This is a genomic window from Embleya sp. NPDC005575, from assembly GCF_040605455.1.
Classification (GTDB): domain Bacteria; phylum Actinomycetota; class Actinomycetes; order Streptomycetales; family Streptomycetaceae; genus Embleya.
The window spans coordinates 1-19,333 of the sequence record NZ_JBEXCV010000161.1 but is presented as its reverse complement, the minus strand read 5'-3'; the positions used below and the strand labels follow the sequence as shown (position 1 = coordinate 19,333).

The 19,333-nt window shown below is 70.5% G+C and carries 19 protein-coding genes and 2 pseudogenes; 10 read left to right on the top strand and 11 right to left on the bottom strand.

Annotation, left to right across the window (positions count from 1 at the left end; genetic code table 11):
• Both ABZS54_RS35355 and ABZS54_RS35350 read right to left on the bottom strand, forming a co-directional pair.
• Window positions 1–695 (bottom strand): annotated as a pseudogene (locus ABZS54_RS35355) (two-component sensor histidine kinase); the annotation flags it as partial.
• Window positions 685–1,407 carry a response regulator transcription factor gene (locus tag ABZS54_RS35350; protein WP_355545705.1) on the bottom strand — a complete coding sequence of 241 codons (723 nt, stop codon included), beginning with the start codon at window positions 1,405–1,407 and terminating at the stop codon, window positions 685–687. The pseudogene ABZS54_RS35355 and the gene ABZS54_RS35350, both read right to left, overlap by 11 nt.
• 122 nt (window positions 1,408–1,529) lie before the next feature.
• Between ABZS54_RS35350 and ABZS54_RS35345 the strand changes: the two genes are divergently transcribed.
• From ABZS54_RS35345 to ABZS54_RS35325, 5 genes are all read left to right on the top strand, one after another.
• Window positions 1,530–2,171: a hypothetical protein gene (locus ABZS54_RS35345; protein ID WP_355545703.1), complete on the top strand. Its 642-nt coding sequence runs from the start codon at window positions 1,530–1,532 to the stop codon at window positions 2,169–2,171.
• Entirely contained in the window at window positions 2,158–3,453 is a 1,296-nt protein-coding gene (locus ABZS54_RS35340; RefSeq protein ID WP_355545701.1) for a peptidoglycan-binding protein, read from the top strand. The genes ABZS54_RS35345 and ABZS54_RS35340 overlap by 14 nt, the downstream gene beginning before the upstream one ends.
• A complete protein-coding gene (locus ABZS54_RS35335) occupies window positions 3,450–4,304 on the top strand; it encodes an ABC transporter ATP-binding protein (RefSeq protein WP_355545699.1) in 855 nt (284 codons plus the stop codon). Before ABZS54_RS35340 ends, ABZS54_RS35335 begins: the two co-directional genes overlap by 4 nt.
• Complete coding sequence (locus tag ABZS54_RS35330; RefSeq protein WP_355545697.1) at window positions 4,301–5,542, top strand: ABC transporter permease; 1,242 nt, start codon at window positions 4,301–4,303, stop codon at window positions 5,540–5,542. Before ABZS54_RS35335 ends, ABZS54_RS35330 begins: the two co-directional genes overlap by 4 nt.
• Window positions 5,543–5,734: 192 nt before the next feature.
• A complete protein-coding gene (locus ABZS54_RS35325) occupies window positions 5,735–6,163 on the top strand; it encodes a helix-turn-helix transcriptional regulator (protein WP_355545695.1) in 429 nt (142 codons plus the stop codon).
• 45 nt (window positions 6,164–6,208) lie between these two features.
• Here ABZS54_RS35325 and ABZS54_RS35320 read toward each other — a convergent pair whose 3' ends face one another.
• The 3 genes from ABZS54_RS35320 to ABZS54_RS35310 all read right to left on the bottom strand — a co-directional run bounded on the left by ABZS54_RS35320 (window position 6,209) and on the right by ABZS54_RS35310 (window position 8,199).
• Window positions 6,209–6,796 carry an ATP-dependent Clp protease proteolytic subunit gene (locus ABZS54_RS35320; protein WP_355545693.1) on the bottom strand — a complete coding sequence of 196 codons (588 nt, stop codon included), beginning with the start codon at window positions 6,794–6,796 and terminating at the stop codon, window positions 6,209–6,211.
• Complete coding sequence (locus ABZS54_RS35315) at window positions 6,793–7,422, bottom strand: ATP-dependent Clp protease proteolytic subunit (RefSeq protein ID WP_355545691.1); 630 nt, start codon at window positions 7,420–7,422, stop codon at window positions 6,793–6,795. Before ABZS54_RS35315 ends, ABZS54_RS35320 begins: the two co-directional genes overlap by 4 nt.
• 126 nt (window positions 7,423–7,548) lie before the next feature.
• Window positions 7,549–8,199, bottom strand: coding sequence for a hypothetical protein (locus tag ABZS54_RS35310; protein WP_355545689.1), 651 nt, complete (start codon window positions 8,197–8,199; stop codon window positions 7,549–7,551).
• A gap of 209 nt (window positions 8,200–8,408) precedes the next feature.
• Here ABZS54_RS35310 and ABZS54_RS35305 point away from each other — a divergent pair, with 209 nt between their 5' ends.
• The 4 genes and pseudogenes from ABZS54_RS35305 (at window position 8,409) to ABZS54_RS35290 (ending at window position 11,288) form a co-directional block, all read left to right on the top strand.
• Window positions 8,409–10,370, top strand: coding sequence for a hypothetical protein (locus ABZS54_RS35305; protein ID WP_355545687.1), 1,962 nt, complete (start codon window positions 8,409–8,411; stop codon window positions 10,368–10,370).
• Window positions 10,371–10,445: 75 nt separating this feature from the next.
• Window positions 10,446–10,679: pseudogene (locus ABZS54_RS35300) on the top strand (serine hydrolase); the annotation flags it as partial.
• A 233-nt stretch (window positions 10,680–10,912) separates the two neighbouring features.
• A complete protein-coding gene (locus ABZS54_RS35295; protein ID WP_355545685.1) occupies window positions 10,913–11,122 on the top strand; it encodes a hypothetical protein in 210 nt (69 codons plus the stop codon).
• Window positions 11,123–11,147: 25 nt separating this feature from the next.
• Window positions 11,148–11,288 carry a hypothetical protein gene (locus ABZS54_RS35290; protein WP_355545683.1) on the top strand — a complete coding sequence of 47 codons (141 nt, stop codon included), beginning with the start codon at window positions 11,148–11,150 and terminating at the stop codon, window positions 11,286–11,288.
• 100 nt (window positions 11,289–11,388) lie between these two features.
• Here the strand turns inward: ABZS54_RS35290 and ABZS54_RS35285 are convergent, their stop codons facing one another.
• From ABZS54_RS35285 to ABZS54_RS35260, 6 genes are all read right to left on the bottom strand, one after another.
• The gene (locus tag ABZS54_RS35285) at window positions 11,389–11,607 is read right to left on the bottom strand and encodes a hypothetical protein (protein ID WP_355545681.1); all 219 of its coding nucleotides are present in this window, start codon (window positions 11,605–11,607) and stop codon (window positions 11,389–11,391) included.
• 422 nt (window positions 11,608–12,029) lie between these two features.
• Window positions 12,030–12,206, bottom strand: a complete 177-nt coding sequence (locus ABZS54_RS35280) for a hypothetical protein (RefSeq protein ID WP_355545679.1) — start codon at window positions 12,204–12,206, stop codon at window positions 12,030–12,032.
• 73 nt (window positions 12,207–12,279) lie between these two features.
• The gene (locus ABZS54_RS35275; protein ID WP_355545677.1) at window positions 12,280–12,468 is read right to left on the bottom strand and encodes a hypothetical protein; all 189 of its coding nucleotides are present in this window, start codon (window positions 12,466–12,468) and stop codon (window positions 12,280–12,282) included.
• A 253-nt stretch (window positions 12,469–12,721) separates the two neighbouring features.
• On the bottom strand, window positions 12,722–13,156 hold the full coding sequence (locus tag ABZS54_RS35270; RefSeq protein WP_355545675.1) for a DUF6314 family protein: 435 nt from the start codon (window positions 13,154–13,156) through the stop codon (window positions 12,722–12,724).
• A gap of 213 nt (window positions 13,157–13,369) precedes the next feature.
• Complete coding sequence (locus ABZS54_RS35265) at window positions 13,370–15,769, bottom strand: excinuclease ABC subunit UvrA (protein WP_355545673.1); 2,400 nt, start codon at window positions 15,767–15,769, stop codon at window positions 13,370–13,372.
• A gap of 342 nt (window positions 15,770–16,111) precedes the next feature.
• Entirely contained in the window at window positions 16,112–16,522 is a 411-nt protein-coding gene (locus ABZS54_RS35260) for a Fur family transcriptional regulator (protein ID WP_355545671.1), read from the bottom strand.
• A 543-nt stretch (window positions 16,523–17,065) separates the two neighbouring features.
• Here ABZS54_RS35260 and katG point away from each other — a divergent pair.
• Entirely contained in the window at window positions 17,066–19,297 is a 2,232-nt protein-coding gene (gene katG / locus ABZS54_RS35255) for a catalase/peroxidase HPI (RefSeq protein WP_355545669.1), read from the top strand.
• Window positions 19,298–19,333 lie beyond the last annotated feature (36 nt).

Genomic DNA, 19,333 nt, shown 5'->3' with positions numbered 1-19,333 from the left:
GCTTCGGACACCACGCTCGGGCTCCGCGATGCCCGCGGGCGGGGGCCCGGGGCGCCGTCGGGATGGGCTGTCGGACCCGGCACAGTCGCGATCACGCCGGGGCCGGTGGATTCGCCGGTCGCGGTGGCTCCGCCCACGATCGTGACGACCGAGCGCCCGTTCGGCCGCTGCGTGATGTCACCGGAGCGGCCCGCCGTACGCAGGCACTGCACCGCCACGTCGGCGTCACGGCGCGATTGTGCCCGCTCGGCGTCCGTGAGCCGGAACGGCCCCACCGCCTCGGGATCGATGCGGTCGGATCCGGTGGTGGGCACCAGGGCCGCGTCGACCGCGAGCGGGTCGACGACGGCCGACGGGCGGCTGAACGGTGGCGGCGACGCCGGCCCCGCGTCCGATTCCGCGATCGGCGCGCCTTCGCGTGTGGTCAGCGCGATCCGTCGGCCGGTCTCCCGGGACAACTCGCGCAGGACCGGTTCGACGCCGGCCCACTGCGGATGCGTTGCCGCGTACGTCGACAACGTGCGGTAGATCCGGGTGTCGTCGGCCAAGACCCGGCTCTGCCCCTCGCGGATGGCCCCCTCGGTGGTCTGCGCGGCCAGCCATGCGGTGGCCGCCACCGCGCATGCCGCGACCAGGATCGAGGAGGCGAGCAGCCGGACGAGCAGACTCCGGTGCAGCGGGACCCTACGCGCCACCGTCGCGCTCCCCACGGGCGTCCGGACCCGGCTCGCCGATCTTGTAGCCGACGCCGAACACCGTCAGCAGATACGCCGGGCGCCGCGGGTCGGCCTCGATCTTCCGGCGCAGGTTCATGATGTGCACGTCGACCGTGCGGGTGGTCACATACCGGTCGAACCCGTGCGCCTGTTCGAGCAACTGTTGCCGCGTGTACACCCGACCCGGCTCGGTGACCAGTGCCTCCAGGATTCGGAACTCGCCGGGCGTACAGTCCACGCGGCGCCCGGCGACGGCCACCTCGTGCCGTACCGGATCCACCGAGAGCTCGCCGATCCGCAGGACCGGGTCCGGCGGACCGGCCGGTCGCCCGGTTCGGCGCAGCAGCGTGCGCACGCGAGCCATCAGCTCGCGGGGGCTGTACGGCTTGGTCAGGTAGTCGTCCGCACCCAGGTCCAGGCCGAGCAGCAGATCGTCCTCGGTCGAGCGCGCGGTGAGCATCAGAATCGGCAGCTCGCTCTCGCGGCGCAGCACGCGCGTGACATCCAGACCGTCGACGCGCGGCATCATCACGTCCAGGACCAGGATGTCGGGTCGCTTGGTACGGGCCGTGTCGATCGCGTCCCGCCCGTCGTGCACGACGGTGACCACGTGACCCTCGCGCTCCAGGTACAGGCGGACCAATCGGGCCTGCTTCTCGTCGTCCTCGGCCACCAATACGTGCGCGCACATGGCGTCGATGCTAGGTGCCGTGACCTGGTCCGATCGCCATCGGGCCCAGGTCGTCCCGATTCCGATCCCATCCTGACCTCGACCTGACAGGTTCCTGACATCCGGACGGCAGCATCTCGGCCATGTCTCGAATCGAACCGTTGCTTTCGCCCGTCCGCGCTTCCCGTTCGGCCGCCTTGTCCGCCGTCGCCCTGGCGGCTCTGCTCGTGCTGACGGCATGTGGTGGCGGCGACTCCGAGAAGCCCTCCTCGCAGGTCGCCTCGCTTCCCACATCCGACACGGCGGGCAAGGAGCAGCCGGCGGCGCCCGGTGCCTCGGGCGGACAGGTGGGTGCGCCGCCCGCCACGAGCGCCGACACGTCCCAGGCGCCGACCGCCGGCCGACCCCAGCGCCGCCTGGACACGTCGGAGGAGGAAGAGAAGCGCATGTGGGCCACGTACGAGGCGTGTCTGACGGCCAAGGGCGTCGACACCCGGCAGACCGGATCCGTGGAAGGCGAGATTGCGCGCACCAAGAGGTACGCGCGCGAGTTCAAGGAATGCGAGATCAAGATGCCGTTGATGGCGCCGGAGATGGACCGCAAGACGAACCCGAAGTACGACGACGACATGCGCGACTGGGTCAAGTGCATGAACGCGAAGGGCATGAAGGTCAAGGTCATCGCCGACGGATGGACCTTCACGGGCGAATCGACGTTGACCAACGAGCAGCACCGCAGGATCGAACAGGAATGCAAGATGGAGGCCTTCGGTGGCAAGCGCTGACGACGGGGGCGCCGGCACCGTCGAGTTCCGCGACCCGCGGCGCGCGCGAGCCGGGCGCCGGGTCGTGCTGATCGTCGTCGTGGTATTGGTCCTCGGCGCGGTCGCGGCGTTCGCCGTCACCAGTCGTGGCAGCGGGTCGAAGGGTTCCGCGAAGAAGTCGGCCGGCGTCGCGACGGCGACGGTGACCAGGACCGACCTGTCCGACGCCCGCGATCTGCCGGGCACGCTCGGGTTCGGGACCGAACAGCCGCTCAAGGCCGGCCGCAAGGGCATCTTGACGTGGTTGCCCAAGAGCGGCGACACGATCACCCGCGGCAAGCCGCTCTACCGCCTGGACGATCGGCCGGTCTCGCTCTTCTATGGGACGACCCCGATGTTCCGTGCGCTGGGAAGGGCGGAAGGGGACGCGGCGGGCGGCGGCACGGACGGGAAGTCGGATTCCAAGCAGCCGGATTCCAAGCAGTCCGATCCCAAACAGAGCGATCCGAAGCAGGACACCGCCAAGCAGGACACCGCCAAGCAGGAAACCGTGAAGAAGGACGCCGCCAAGCCCCCGCAAGGCCGCGACGTGCGGGTGGTCGCGGACAACCTCAAGGCACTCGGCTACGACATCGGCAGCCAACCCGCCGGCGTGCCGACCGGCGAGGCGACCTGGACTCCCGCCCTGTCCGCGGCGGTCAAGAAGTGGCAGAAAGCGTTGGGGACTTCGCAGACCGGCGTCCTGGAGGTCGGCGATGTCACCGTGTTGTCCGGCGAGATCCGGGTGGGTGCGCTGTCCGCCGGGCTCGGCGACGACGCATCGCTCGCACCGGTGATGACCATCACGCCGACCGCCAAGGCGGTCAGCGTGCCCGTTGCCGCGGCCGACATCGGCTCGATCGCGGTGGACACCCCCGTGACCGTCGTCCTCCCGGACAACACCGAGACCCGGGGCACGGTGTCCGGGATCGGTCGCACCGCCGAGCGCAAGGACGCCGGAATGGGTGCGTCGGGTCCGGACGTCGGCGGGGCGAAGATGACCGTTACCGTCACCCCCGACGATCCCGCCGCGGTGAAGAACCTCGACGCGGCCGGCGTCCAGGTCCGCTTCGCCACCGAGACCCGAAAGGGTGTCCTGGTCGTGCCGATCGGCGCGCTGGTCGCGCTCCGCGAAGGCGGGTACGCCGTGCAACTCCCCGTCGGCCGCCTGATGGCGGTCAAGACCGGCCTGTTCGTCAAGGGCATGGTCGAGGTCGAAGGCAGCGGCCTGGAGCCGGGCCTGCGGGTGGTGACCACGTCGTGAGTCCGGTCCTGGAGGTCGTACACGCGAGCAAGGCATATCCGGGCGGTGTCAAGGCCCTCGACGACGTGTCGCTCGCGATCGCGGCCGGCGAACTCGTGGGCATCGTCGGCCCGTCCGGCTCGGGCAAGTCCACCCTGCTCAACCTGATGGGCACGTTGGACACTCCGACCGCGGGTACGGTGTCGATCCTGGGCCACGACGTCGGTACCCTGTCCGACCGCCGGCTCTCCGCACTGCGCGGACGCCTGCTCGGCTTCGTGTTCCAACAGTTCCACCTCACCGACGGGCTCACCGCCGCGGAGAACGTCGCGACCGGGCTGCTGTACGCGGGCGTTCCGCGCCGCCGCCGCCTGCCACTCGCGGTGCAGGCGCTCGGCCGGGTCGGCCTGGCCCGCCGAGCCGGACATCGGCCCAACGAACTCTCCGGCGGCGAACGCCAACGCGTCGCGATCGCAAGGGCGTTGGTCAACGCGCCCGCCCTCGTCCTGGCCGACGAGCCCACCGGCGCCCTGGACACGGCGAACGGGCAGGCGGTCCTGGAGTTGTTGCATCAGCTGAACGCCGAAGGAGCCACGATCGCGATCATCACGCACGACCGGGACATCGCCGCCGGGCTGCCGCGCCGCGTGGAGATCCGCGACGGCCGACTGGTCAAAGACACGCGGCAGTCGGAGGCCGAGCTGGCCGAATCGGTCGAAGTGGCCGTGAGTTTCGATGGGTTCGACGCGTCGAACGGGTCCGCGAGATGCGAAGAGGTCGAGGCGTCGGAGAGGCCCGGAGACGCGGCACCTGTGTCACCCGTGGCACCGGTCGCACCCGTGCCGGCCGCAGGATTGGGGGGCCACTCGTGAGCCGTCGCGCGCGCTCGGTGCGAGCGGCGGCCGCGACCGATCCGACCCGACCCGTGCGGCTGGCCCCGGCCGACATCCTGCGGCTCGGCCTGCTCGGAATCCGCACCCGCAAGATGCGCGCGGCGCTGTCCGCCCTCGGCATCTCGATCGGCATCGCGACGATGATCATCGTCATCGGGATTCCGGCGTCGAGCCAGAAGGCGTTGATGAACGAACTCTCCGCGCTGGGCACCGATACGCTGCGCGCCGAACCGCAGCCGGATCAAAAGCCCCCGGTACTGCTGCCCGAGGCCGCCGACGCGATGGCCGCCCGAATCGGCCCGGTCACGCTCACCAGCGCGGTCGCGAACACCCATGCGGTGGTGCGTCGTTCGGACCGGGTCGATCCGAACGACGGCTCGGGGCTGGCGGTGTTGGCGAGCCGACCCAACCTTCTCGAAGCCATCCACGGCAAGGTCCGTTCCGGACGCTTCCTCGACGCGGTCACCGAACGCTTCCCGACCGTCGTCCTCGGCCACGAGGCCGGCCTCCGACTCGGCTTCGACACGTTGACGCCGGGCCAGGCGCCACCTCAGGTCGTCATCGGCAACCGCTGGTTCACCGTCGTCGGCATCCTCGCGCCGGCCCCGCTGGCTCCCGACATCGACCGGGCTGTCCTGGTCGGCTGGGAGGCCGCGCGCACGAGCCTGGGCTTCGACGGCCATCCCACCGTCGTCTACGTCCGCACCGCCGAATCGGCCATCGAGTCCGTGCGCGCGGTCCTGGCGCAAACCGTCAACCCGGCGCTTCCCGGCCTGGTCCAGGTCAGCCGCCCCTCCGACGCCCTGGCCGCGAAACGCGCGACCGAGAGTACGTTTTCCGCACTGTTCCTGGGACTCGCCGGCGTCGCCCTCCTGGTCGGCGGTATCGGGGTGGCCAACACGATGTTCATCTCGGTCCTGGAACGCCGCAAGGAAATCGGCCTGCGCCGCGCCCTGGGCGCCAACCGCGGTCAGATCCGCGGGCAGTTCCTCACCGAGTCCATCGCCCTGTCCGCCCTGGGCGGCCTCGCCGGCACGGCCCTGGGAGTATCCGCGACCATCGGCTACGCCTGGTTCCAACGCTGGCCCGCGGTGGTTTCGCCGGCCTCCGTCGCGGCGGGCTTCGGCGGCGCGGTCCTGGTGGGCATGGTGGCCGGTGTCTACCCCTCGATCCGGGCGTCCCGGCTGACCCCGACCGAGGCGCTGGCCGGCACGTGAGCCGCAACCCGGCGGCCGGGTCCGCCGCCTGCTCGGACAGGGCAGGCGCGGCCTCGGCCCGATCCAGCGTGCGGCATGGGCGTTCAAAGGACTGGACCAACACCTCTTCGGATCCATCACCCCGATGTCGTGCCGGATTCCGCTGCGGGCGGACAACGGGGAAAGAACGCGGGGGGCGGCCTACCATGAGGCATGGCCGAGACCGCCCCATCGCTTTCGCACCGTACCGACGACAACGGGCACGCCGCACCGGCGTCGCCCGCGCCTGCACCGGCGCCCGCGCGGAAACCCGCGCCCGCGCCCGCGTCACGCCGATCGAGCGCGCCGAGTCGTGAGCCGCTGTGGCGGGACGTGCTCGGTGAACACCTGCGGTCGCTTCGCCACGAACGGAGCGAGACGCTCGTCGAGACGGCGGGCCGCGCCGGCGTTTCGCCGCAGTACCTCTCCGAGGTGGAGCGCGGCATCAAGGAGCCGTCGAGCGAGATGATCGCGGCGATGGCCGGCGCGCTGGACGTGACCCTGGTCGATCTGACGCTCGCGGTCAGCGAAAACCTGAAGAGTGTGCGCCCGATGGGCCGTTCCACCGCGGTTTGCCGAGCCGCTCTCGCCTTGGCGGCGTGACGGCACGACGACCGGGAACGGCGGTGGCGCGCCGGTCGGGGTGCGTCACCGTTCTTCGAGCACGACGTCGACGAGTCCGTACTCCTTCGCCGCCGCCGCGGTGAAGACCCGGTCGTGGTCGGTGTCCGCACGCAGGGTGGCCGTGCTTTGGCCGGTGTGCCGGGAGAGGATCTTTTCGATGTCCGCGCGCACGCGTACCACCTCGTCCGCCTGCAGGATCAGGTCCGGGATCGTACCGCGTCCCTGCGCGGCGGGCTGATGCAGCACCACCCGCGCGTGGGGCAGCGCGGCGCGCTTGCCGGGTGCACCCGCGGCCAGCAGCACGGCGCCCACCGCGACGGCTTGGCCCACGCACGTGGTGGCAACCTCCGAACGCACGTAGCGCATCGTGTCGTACACCGCCAGCATGGCGCTGGGGTCGCCGCCCTCGCAGTTGATGTAGAACTGGATGTCCTGTTCGTGGTTGTCCGCCTCCAGGAACAACAACTGCGCCACGAGCGCGTTGGCGACGCCCGCGTCGATGGCCGTCCCCAGATAGACGACGCGCTCCGCGAGCAGGTGCGAATACACGTCCATGATGCGTTCGCCGCGGGAGTTGCGGGTGATGACGTTCGGAATGGCGTAGGTACTCATGCCGAGGCCCCCTGGAATCCGGCGTTCTTGGCGACACGGCGAGCACCGCGTGGGGCGATCTCGTCGAACTTCTGGACGATGGCATCGATGAAGCCGTAGTCGAGGGCCTCCTGTGCGGTGTACCAGCGGTCGTGCAGCGAGTCCTCGAAGACCCGTTCGATGGGCTGGCCGGTATCCTCCGCGATCAGGCCGAGCACCGTGTCGCGGGTGTGCCGAAGGTCGTTGGCCTGCAACTCGATGTCGACGGCGGTCCCGGCGATACCGGCGGAGCCCTGGTGCATGAGCACCCGCGCGTGCGGTAGCGCCCGGCGCTTTCCCGGCTCGCCCGACGAGAGCAGGAACTGGCCCGCGCTGTAGGCGATGCCGAGCACCAAAGTGGACACGTCGCACGGGATGAGCCGCATGACATCGCGGATCGCGAGCATCGACGGCACCGACCCGCCGGGCGAGTGAATCCACAACGCGATGTCCGCGGTGGGGTCCTCCCCCGCCAGCGTGAGCAATTGCGTGGCGAGCAACGTGCCGTTGTCGTCGTCCAACGGGCCGTCGAGGACCAGGACGCGCTGCCCGTACAGTTCGCGCCGCGTGTGTTCTTGGAACAGCGGGGGTTTCGTTTCATTGCTCATGTCTCCACCCTGGGCCGCCGCACACGGCGACGCCAAGCCGATCTGCCCAGAGCGGATCTGCTGAGAGCGGATGCACCGCGGGGCGTGGGCCGGGGCGGGGTGAGCCGGCAGCCGTGCGCGTGCCTTTCACCATGAACTCTCGTACGGCAGTGCCTCGTTCGTCGGGGACGCGAGCGAGCACGGCGCGGTGTCGGTTGCCTGCCGGAGAGGCGACCCGGCGGGTCGGCTCGCCGACGTCCGGGGCCGCCGGCGGCGAAGGTGGTGCCTGCGCGGCGGCACGACATTCGGCAGCCGTTCGGGGACGGGCGATCGGCGCCCGAGAGCCTCACCGGCCGGGGCCGGGCTCGGGGCCGGCGGCAGCGTCGTGGCGCCGATCAAGGGCTGCGGGTCGAGCCACGGGAGGACCGCTGTGGGCGGGACGCAAGCGGCGAGCAGCCTGCCGATCGCGCGGCACGCGCGCGGGACGACGAGGCCGCGGCGGGCGAGTCGATCGGTGAGGCGGCGGCCGAGACCGTCGGTCAGGCCGGCCGCCGCCACGGATACCGCGTACAAGGGGAGAGCAGCGGCGACGCCGTCGAGGTCGAACTCGGCCTGTGCCGTCCGGGCGAGGCCGATGTAGCCGAACGCGCAGAGGGCGCCGCGCCATTGGGACCCGACGGTCTCGAACCGAGCGGCCTCGTCGACCGGTTGGTCGTGCACATCGGGGGCGTCCGGCACCTGCGGCATTCGCGGGACCGGCGAGCCGGCGTCGGCGGGGGCGGAGGAGATCTCCGGCATGTTCGCTCCATGGGTCGTCTCGGTGAGCCGAGGCTGCGCTTCCGTTCCTCATCCTGGGCGGCCTCGCGTCGGCCCGACAAGCCTGTCCGGATCGCCGTGTGAAGTCGTTTGTGCAGGTCAGGACGGTTCCGATGGGAACGGGTAACAGGCTTGGCATGCTTGCCGACATGTGTGGTGCGCAGCGGTAACAGCGCTGTTAGCGTTTCGGAATGAACCCCGGAGAACGCACGGCCGTAGAGGGCGTCGACCGTGATGCCGCCCGGCCCGGCGACGAACGCATTCGGCATCGCGTCGACGACATCGACGACGTGGGGCAGTTGATGCGCTACGCGCTCGCCGCGCAGTTGGCACGGCTGGAGCGTTATGGAATCTCGCAGAACGCGGTGGCCCGCGGGGCCGGCAGCGCGCCGGCGAAGGTCACCGGCAGCCTGCGCGGCCCGACCGCGAACGGGGCGTCCCCGAACCGGCCGACCGGCCGGGAACCGGTGGCGCTGACCGGCGACTGGCTGCGCAACCTCGACCGGGCCATCGTCGCGCTGGCCCCCGACACCGAATCCCTGGGCGGGCTGAACTCGCTCGGCATCCGGTTGCGCGGACTCGCCCGGAACGACAGCCTGCCGGCGCACCTTCCGGCCGGGTGGACGTGGGAGATCCTGCAGGATGACGCGGATACCGAATTCGCTGTGCTGGTCCAGGCGTCGGCCCTGTTGTCCCTGTTCATGCCCGTCGACCACGCCAGACGTTCGTCCTCGGAACTGCGGCAGAAGTACAAGAGGAAGATCCATGCGATCGCCGAACGACTCGCGTTGATCGGAGGCGCCCCTCCCACACCGCGCAACATCGACGCGCTGGTATTGCTGGGCAGCCTCACCAAGTACGCGTACGACGCCGATCTCGGCGACCTCATCGGCGGCGGACTGCGCACGTCGCCCCTGGGCTTTCGGCACTGGCGGGTGCTCACCCAACTGGTCCACCTGTGCGAGGACAACCTTACCTCCAGCTCGCATCTCAAGGGCTGGGTGATCCGGCTCCTCAAGGACGCCGACGAACTCCGGCGCAGGAGCGTGTGCCCGGGACGTTCCCTGGACCTGGAACTCGCTGTCGTGATCCCCGAGTCGTGGTCACCACCCGAGGACGACTGGGTGCGGGACCTGCTGATCGCGCGGGCGACCGATTCGGGGTCCACGACCAGGGAACGCGGAACCGCCGCGCTGGGCCTGTGGCAACGCACCCTCGTCCACAATCCGCGCCGTTCCCACGACGACGCGCAGGCTCGACGCGTCCGCGAAATCGAGACCGAACTACGGGACCTGGTGCGGTGGTTCCGCTCGCAGACGGCGAGCACGGACGCGGCGGGAGGTCTGCGCTGGACGGCGGCCACCCTGGAGTCCGTCCTCGATGCCGGGACGCCGGTCTGCAACTCGTGGCCGACACCCGACCCCGAGGACGAATCCTGGTTCGCCATCGTGCGGGCCGCAGCCGATTCGCTGGACTCCCAGGAGATTCCCGAGCGCATCCTGCAACCCACCAAGGCCCTGTTCATGCACCTGCTCCTGCAGAACGCCGTGGTGCAACGGCGGCGGGCGGTCGACGCCCTGCTGTCGGGTGGGTGGACCGGGGCCGTCGTGCACGCGCTGGAACACGTGCTCGAACGCGAGAAGGAGCAGTCCTGGTTACGGGTCCGGGCGCTGTTCGCCATCGGATTTCTTCAGCGCCGGGACAACACCGTGGCGCAGATCCTGGTCCAGGCATGCAAGGAGGCGCACGCGAAACTGGCGGCCGGGCCGACGGACGCCCGGATCACCGAGATGCACGCCGTCCTGTTCGCCATAGGGGATTGTTTCGGGGCCGGATTCGGCGCGCGGGACCGCGGTAACCTCAAAACCGTCCGCGCCGGAACGGCCGTGATCCTGCGGGAACTTGCCACTGGCGATGTCACCAGGGGCGACCCGCGGTTTTATCCGGTCTCCAGGGCACTGGCCTACCTGTTGACGTTCACGGCGCAGGACCGCCGCGCAGGGCGAACGGATCCGTCCGAGGAACTGCTGGAGGCGATGCGCGATCATCCCGACGACACGACCCGGGAATTCTGCGAGTGGGCCCTGCAATACCGCTTCGGCGCCGACGGGAGGGTACGGTCCCTGCTGCACGCGGCCGACACCGAGAACTGACCGCGCGCCGGGCAACAGCGTGCCGACTCGTCGACGCGCTGTTGCCCGGCGCGCATCCCGGTACCCGGTTTCGACGGTGCCGGGTATGGCCTGGGCCTGTTCCAGACCCACGGTTGGATCGGGCACAACGGCTCGCTGCCGGGCTACGAGAGCGTGACGATGTATCTGCCGGAGCAGGACGCGACCATGGTGATCCTGCTCAACACCGACATTCTGCACGACGGCTACGAGCCGAGCACCCTGTTCGCCCGCGCGATCACCTCCATCGTCACCCCGGACCACGTCTACGAACTCCCCGCCGAGGGCTGACCCCGACACCCCTCCCCGGCAGCGCGGCCACGACTCGGGTCGCCGCCGCGCTGCCACCACGCCCGGAGCCCCACCCGCCCGCCGCGGAGCCGAACCGTCGACAACCGGCTCAGTGGGCCTCGTGTCTCTCACATTTGTTCACCGAATGTTCAGATGGCGCGGCGTTCGAGGGATCCGGTGCGGCGGAAGATTGACAGGGAGGGCGTAGTGCCCTTTGTGGAGGGGGAGTTGACATGGAAGCGGTGGTATTGATCGCCGTCGGGGTGCTGCTGCTGGGTGCGATCGCGTTGTCGGTGGTGCTCTCGTTCGGCCGCCGGGACGCCGATGAGGGACCTCGGGACCTGTTGCGGGTCTCGGGGGGTGGCGAGAGGGATCGGGCCGAGGCCGGTGATCGGGCTATCGGCAGCACCGCCTGGATGCGCGGTGGTGGTGGCGGGTGTTGAGCGGCTGACGGGTGCGACGCGTCGCGTGGAGGTCGAAGCGGTTGCGGACGGATTCGTCGGCACGCTGCTCACCGCCCCCACCGCGACGGTGATCACCCGGCGGGTGTGCCGGGCCGAGGACTGCACCGTGGATGCGGGGCGTCGACCCGCGGGGGTCATCCGCTGACGCGGGGTTTGGAACGGATGACCGTGTGTTTGTGCCGTCGAGGTGCAACTTGCTTGGTTCGATGGCCTGTTGCTCGGGGTAAGGTCGAGGCGCCGGGTCGTCAGCCGGTAGGCCGCCCCCAGACCAGGAGTGCGACGACGAAGGCGATGTCGGCGCCGTCGAGGGTGTCGACCATGAGCCCGGTGTAGAAGCCGGTGACCATGAACGGCACCAGGGCCGCGACGCCCAGCGCGTAGGAGAGCAGGCCGCGCCAACCCCAGCGCCCGTAGATGCTGTTCGGGCTGAAGATCTCGACCGCCGCGGCGATACCGCCCTTCATGTCCGCCGCGCCGCGCCCGATCACACCAAGTCGCCGGCCCGGAAACCGGGCCCGGCACACAGCGCGGTCGACGCGGCGGCGATCTCGGGCTCCCCGACGCGGTCTTCGCCGAATCCACACCGCGCGACATCGCCGAAACGATCGCCTTCCTCGCCGACCCCCGCCTCCCGTCCCTGACCGGCCAGACTGGCGACCGACGCCTTCGATCCGCCGGCCCTCGCCGCGGTGGGTGTCCCGGACCGGGGTGGGACCCGGTTGGGACCGGGAACCCAGGTGTTCGGGACCGGGGTCGGCCTAGCGTGGCGGGGGTCCAAACGGGAAGGGGATGTCGATTTCGTCGACGTCTTCGAGGCGCTTGCTGCGCCTGCGCACCACCGGCGCCGCACGCCGTGCGGACACCGCACCCGGATCACCGCACCGCATCACCACGCCTGGGAGTAGGCCATGGATTTTCTGATCCTTCCGGACGCGTCCGTGTCGGCCCCGATCACCATCGCGAACGCCGGATCACCGTTGCGGTGCGTCGGGCACGCCTCGGGCCGGCCCTGGCTCGTGGGGCACTGGTCCAACGAGGACATCACCACGGTGGTCGCCGGCACGCGTCGCCTCGTGCTGTTCGGGCACACCCGGCTCGACGTCGCCGCCGCGACCCGCGTCCTGGCCGGTGCCCGGTCAGCGCACGACCTGGACGAACTGGCCCGCATCCTCCCGGGCAGCATCCACCTGCTCGCCTCGATCGACGGCCGCATCCGCGCCCAGGGCGCCCCGGCCGGCACCCGACAGATCTTTTACGCCCGGATCGCCGGAGTGACCGTGGCGGCGGACCGGCCGCGGCGGCTCGCCGATCTCGTCGGGGCGCACCCGGACGAAGAGGCCTTGGCACCGCGCCTGTTGGCCCCCGGGACGCCCCGACCCCCGTGCACGCGCAGGGTGTGGTCCGGCGTCGAGCAACTCGACAGGGGTTGCTGGTTGCACATCGACACCGAAGGCGCGTGTCGCACCGTGCGCCGTTGGCAGGCACCGGCGGCCGAAGCCCCGTTGCGGCAGGCGACCGAAACCGCACGCGCCGCGATCCGCGACGTCGTCGCCGTACGAACCGCGGGCGGGCGTACGGTCAGTGCCGACGTCGGTAGACGGACGTCAGCACCTGTGTCTTCGCCGGACCTTCCACCCGCCACCGCAGGTGCCACTCGTCCGGCGACACGACGGTGAACTCCCCGTCGTAGCGGTCGGCGGCGCACGGGTGCCCGGTGCTCCAGTGGCCGGTGCGCAGGTCGAGATGGTGGAAGGGCCTGCCGTCGGCGAAGAGCACCTCGGCCGTGCCGTCGGCCTGCGGGACCAGCCGGTGGGTGCGGCTCGCCCGGTTGGCGATCCCGCCCCAGACGAACTCACCGGACTCGGCTTCGAGCAGCTCGTCGTCGACCCGTCGGAACACCGCGGTACCGATGAAGGTGCCCCGCGCGCCGGAGCGCTCGTCGACCACGGTGCGGTCGATGGACCAGTGTCCGGCGAGATAGGCGGCGGTGTCGGGAATGGGAACGGAACGCATGCACCCATGATCCCCTGCCCGGGTCGGCCCGATCGCGGCGCGCAGCGTGGGAGGGCGGGGTCGGTCGAGGCCGGGGAGGGGATGCGCGAGACGAGTGGGCCGACGACCCCGTCCGCCGGACCCGGCCCCGAGACGATCGCCTCGGGGCCGTACGAGACCGACGTCATCGCGTCGAGCGCGCGGGCGGCCTGCCCGCCACGGCCGGCCGATCGCTCAGCCGCCGACGTAGGCCGCCAGGTGCTCGCCGGTGAGCGTGGAGCGGTCGGCGACGAGGTCGGCGGGGGTGCCCTCGAAGACGATCCGGCCGCCGTCGTGACCGGCGCCCGGGCCGAGGTCGATGATCCAGTCGGCGTGCGCCATGACCGCTTGGTGGTGCTCGATGACGACGACCGACTTGCCGGAGTCGACGAGCCGGTCCAGCAGACCGAGCAACTGCTCGACGTCGGCGAGGTGCAGACCGGTGGTCGGCTCGTCGAGGACGTACACACCGCCCTTCTCGGCCATGTGCGTGGCCAGCTTGAGCCGCTGCCGCTCGCCGCCGGACAGCGTGGTGAGCGGCTGACCCAGGCTGAGGTAGCCGAGCCCGACCTCGGCGAGCCGGACGAGGATGGCGTGCGCGGCCGGCGTGCGCGCCTCGCCGGAGCCGAAGAAATCCTCGGCCTCGGTCACCGACATCGCGAGCACCTCGCTGATGTCGCGACCGCCGAGGTGGTACTCCAGCACCGACGCCTCGAACCGCTTCCCCTCGCACTCCTCGCACAGGCTCGCGACGCCGGCCATCATCGCCAGGTCGGTGTAGACGACGCCGACCCCGTTGCAGGTGGGGCAGGCCCCCTCGGAGTTGGCACTGAACAGCGCCGGCTTCACCCCGTTGGCCTTCGCGAACGACTTGCGGATCGGGTCGAGAAGTCCGGTGTACGTCGCCGGGTTGCTCCGCCGCGAACCGCGGATCGCACTCTGGTCGACCGACACCACGCCCGCGCCCGCGGCGGACTGCGAATCCTTGACCAGCGACCCGTTCACGAGCGAACTCTTGCCGGAGCCGGCGACGCCGGTGACGACGACCAGCACCCCGAGCGGGATGTCCACGTCCACGTCGCGCAGGTTGTGCGTCCTCGCGGCGCGGATCTCCAGCGCGCCGGAGGGTGTCCGTACCTTCTCCTTGAGGACGGCCCGATCGTCGAAATGGCGGCCGGTGACGGTGCCGCCCGTCCGCAGTGCCTCGACGGTGCCCTCGAAGCAGATGGTGCCGCCCGCCGTCCCGGCGCCGGGGCCGAGGTCGATCACGTGGTCGGCGATCGCGATCGTCTCCGGCTTGTGCTCCACGACGAGCACCGTGTTGCCCTTGTCCCGCAGCCGCAGCAGCAGGCCGTTCATGCGCTGGATGTCATGCGGATGCAGCCCGATGGTGGGCTCGTCGAAGACGTAGGTGGTGTCGGTCAGCGACGAGCCCAGGTGGCGGATCATCTTGACGCGCTGCGCCTCGCCGCCCGACAGGGTGCCCGCGGGCCGGTCGAGCGAGAGGTAGCCCAGTCCGATCTCCACGAACGAGTCGAGGGTCTGTCGCAACGTGGCGAGCAGCGGTGCCACCGACGGCTCGTCGAGGTCGCGGATCCACGCGGCCAGGTCGCTGATCTGCATCGCGCACGCGTCGGCGATGCTGATCCGCTCGATCTTCGAGGCCCGGGCCCCCTCGCTCAGCCGGGTGCCGTCGCACTCGGGGCAGGTGGTGAACGTCATCGCCCGCTCCACGAAAGCGCGGATGTGCGGCTGTAGCGCGTCGACGTCCTTGGCCAACATCGACTTGCGGATCTTCGGGATCAGACCCTCGTACGTCAGGTTGATGCCGTCGACTTTGATCTTGGTCGGCTCCTTGTGGAGGAGGTCGTTCAGCTCCTTCCTGGTGAACTCACGGATCGGTTTATCCGGGGAGAAGAAGCCGCAGCCGCCGAAGATGCGGCCGTACCAGCCGTCCATGCTGTAGCCGGGGACCGTGATCGCGCCCTCGTTGAGCGACTTGGAGTCGTCGTAGAGCTGGGTGAGGTCGATGTCGGAGACCGTGCCCCGGCCCTCGCAGCGCGGACACATGCCGCCGGTGCGGTTGAAGGTCGCCTTCACCGCCTTCTTGGCACCGCGTTCGACGGTGATGGCACCGCTCGCGCGGACCGAGGGCACGTTGAAGGCGTACGCGCTGGGCGGACCGATGTGCGGCTTGCCGAGTCGGCTGAACAGGATGCGCAACATCGCGTTGGCGTCGGTGGCGGTGCCGACCGTGGAGCGCGGATCGGCACCCATGCGCTGCTGGTCGACGAGGATCGCGGTGGTCAGTCCTTCGAGGACGTCGACCTCCGGGCGCGCCAGTGTCGGCATGAAGCCCTGCACGAAGGCGCTGTACGTCTCGTTGATCAGCCGTTGCGACTCCGCGGCGATCGTGCCGAACACCAGGGAGCTCTTGCCCGAGCCGGAGACGCCGGTGAACACCGTCAACCGACGCTTGGGGATCTCGACGCTGACGTCCTTGAGGTTGTTTACGCGCGCCCCGTGCACGCGGATCAAATCGTGGCTGTCGGCAACGTGCGGCGCAGGCGCCCGAGAGTCCGTTCTCTTGGCCATGCTTATCGTGTCTCCATCTCTCGGGCGGCACGCCTTCGCGGCCTCACCCGGCGTCGCCTGGCTCGATCCGATCAGGTCCGAACGCTACATACGGTGCGTTCGTGCGCTTGCGCCGGCGGAGGAGGTCCGGGTGGGGCGCGCCGTCCGCCGAAGCGGCGGTCACCGGGCGGGCGCCGGCCGTGACCGTCACGCCGGCTGCGGCCTGGTGGTCGGGCTTCTCGATTCCTGATCGATCCGCTCCGCCCGGGCGCACGCGGCCGTTGGGGCGGGTGCACCGAGCCGGCGGGGCGCCGCCCGCACTCCTGAACGGCCGGCGGACGGGCGGGCCGCGGCCTCGGGCGTCTATGCGCAGGAAGGGCACAGGCCGCGGTAGGTGACCTCGGCCTCGGAGATGGAGAAGCCGAATCGCTGATCCGGCGGGAGGTCGGCCAGCGGATTGCCGGTCGGGTGCACGTCGCGCACGGTTCCGCAGGCGGAGCACACCAGGTGCTGGTGCGGGTGGTGGGCGTTGGGGTCGTAGCGCTTGGCGCGGCCGTCGGTGGAGACCTCCTTGACCTCGCCGAGCGAGACCAGCTCGCCCAAGGCGTTGTAGACGGTCGCCCGGGAGATCTCGGGCAGCCGCCGCGCCGCGCGGGCGTGTACCTCGTCGGCCGTCAGATGCACGTGGTCGCCGTCCAGGACCTCCGCAACGACACGCCGCTGGGAGGTCATCCGCCAACCGCGCGCTCGCAGCCGTTCCAACAGGTCGCTCATGTCGGTTCACCTATTCAGGCTCGGTGGGGCACCGAAGTTTACCGGTGGACGTCCGGGTTCCGGTTGGGTGCGGGATTGGCGAGCATCTTGACTTGGACTCTGTCCATCGTAGGATCGGTTCCGGCGGCAGCCAAGGGGTAGTGAAGACTCCAATACGGCAGGAGACGCAGACGTGACTGCACCACCGTCGAGAAGCCGCGCGGTACCGGCCTGCGGATGACGGCCACCCGCGTCGCGCTGCTCCGGAGCGTTCCGGACGGTGACCACCTCGGCGTCGAGGTGATCGCCTCCCCGGCGCGCGATGGGTATGGGAGGAACATGATCACGTTCCCCTTCGAGCCGCACGCGAGACCCTTCACCCGCTCCCGACGGCGCGACCCGTACACCGCCTCGAAACGGCGGGCGGCCCGGCCCGGTTCGACCGGGGCTGTCGTGTCGTCGCCGACCGGGGTCGGTGCCCCGACCGTTTCACCGCCCGCAGTTCCCCAGCACCGTGACCCGCAGTTCCGAGCACTGTGATCCGCCTGGTCCGGAAGGAATCCCATGTCTGAGAACCATGATGCAATCGTCGTAGACGCGAAGACGGAGGGCGAGGGCGGCTGCCCCGTCGCACACGGACGCGCCCCGCACCCGACCCAGGGCGGCGGCAACCGCCAGTGGTGGCCGGAGCGGCTCAACCTGAAGATCCTTGCCAAGAACCCGGCCGTGGCCAACCCCTTCGGTGAGGACTTCGACTACGCCGAGGCGTTCAACACCCTCGATCTCGCCACCGTGAAGCGGGACATCGCCGAGGTGCTGACCACCTCGCAGGACTGGTGGCCGGCCGACTTCGGCAACTACGGGCCGCTGATGATCCGGATGGCGTGGCACAGCGCCGGCACCTACCGGATCAGCGACGGCCGCGGCGGCGCGGGCGCCGGTCAGCAGCGCTTCGCGCCCCTCAACAGCTGGCCGGACAACGCGAGCCTCGACAAGGCCCGCCGGTTGCTGTGGCCGGTCAAGAAGAAGTACGGCCGCAACCTGTCCTGGGCCGACCTGCTGGTCCTCACCGGCAACGTCGCCCTGGAGTCGATGGGCTTCGAGACCTTCGGCTTCGGCGGCGGTCGGGCGGACGTGTGGGAGCCCGACGAGGACGTGTACTGGGGCCCGGAGACCACGTGGCTCGGCGACGAGCGCTACACCGGCGACCGGGATCTGGAGAACCCGCTCGGCGCGGTCCAGATGGGCCTGATCTACGTCAACCCCGAGGGCCCGAACGGCAACCCGGACCCGCTGGCCGCGGCGCGCGACATCCGCGAGACGTTCCGCCGGATGGCGATGAACGACGAGGAGACGGTCGCCCTGATCGCGGGCGGCCACACCTTCGGCAAGACCCACGGCGCGGGTCCCGCGGACAGTGTCGGCCCCGACCCCGAGGCTTCGCCGTTGGAGCAGCAGGGCCTGGGCTGGAAGAGCTCCTTCGGCACCGGCAAGGGCGGCGACGCGATCACCAGCGGGCTTGAGGGCATCTGGACCAACACCCCGGTGACCTGGGACAACAGCTTCTTCGAGATTCTGTTCGGCCACGAGTGGGAGCTGTTCCAGAGCCCGGCCGGTGCGCACCAGTGGCGGCCGAAGGACGGCGGCGGCGCGGGCACCGTGCCCGACGCGCACGACTCGTCGAAGACGCACGCGCCGACGATGCTGACGACCGACCTCTCGCTCCGGTTCGACCCGGCCTACGAGCAGATCTCGCGGCGCTTCCTGGAGAACCCCGACGCGTTCGCGGACGCCTTCGCCCGCGCGTGGTTCAAGCTGACCCACCGCGACATGGGCCCGGTCGTGCGCTACCTCGGTCCGGAGGTCCCCGCCGAGACGCTGCTGTGGCAGGACCCGCTGCCGGCGGTGACGCACGAGCTCGTCGATGCCGCGGACATCGCCTCGCTCAAGAGTCGGATCCTCGACTCGGGCCTGTCGGTCTCCCGGCTCGTGTCCACCGCGTGGGCGTCGGCCTCGTCCTTCCGCGGCAGCGACAAGCGCGGCGGCGCCAACGGTGCGCGCATCCGCCTCCAGCCGCAGATCGGGTGGGAGGTCAACGAGCCCGACGAACTGGCCGCGGTGCTGGGCGTCCTGGAGGGGATTCAGGAGGCGTTCAACGCCGACCGCACCGACGGCAAGCGGATCTCGCTGGCCGACCTGATCGTGCTGGCCGGTGCCGCCGCGGTCGAGCGCGCCGCCAAGGACGCCGGCTTCGACGTCGAGGTCCCGTTCACGGCCGGCCGCGTGGACGCCTCGCAGGAACTGACCGACGTGGAGTCCTTCACCGCGCTGGAGCCGGCCGCCGACGGGTTCCGCAACTACCTCGGGAAGGGCAACCGGCTGCCGGCCGAGTACCTGCTGATCGACCGGGCGAACCTGCTGACCCTGAGCGCCCCGGAGGCGACCGCCCTCGTCGGCGGCCTGCGGGTCCTGGGCGCGAACCACCAGCAGTCCCCGCTCGGCGCCTTGACGGCGACCCCCGGAGTCCTGACCAACGACTTCTTCGTCAACCTGCTCGACCTGGGCACGACGTGGAAGGCCACTTCCGAGGACGCGAGCACGTTCGAGGGTCGCGACGCCGCCACCGGCGAGGTCAAGTGGACCGGCAGCCGGGTCGACCTCGTCTTCGGCTCGAACTCCGAGCTGCGCGCGCTCGCGGAGGTCTACGCGAGCGACGACGCGAAGGAGAAGTTCGTACACGACTTCGTCGCCGCGTGGGACAAGGTGATGAACCTGGACCGGTTCGACCTGACCTGAGCATGGCGTCCGGGTCGGCCCACGCCGGCCGACCCG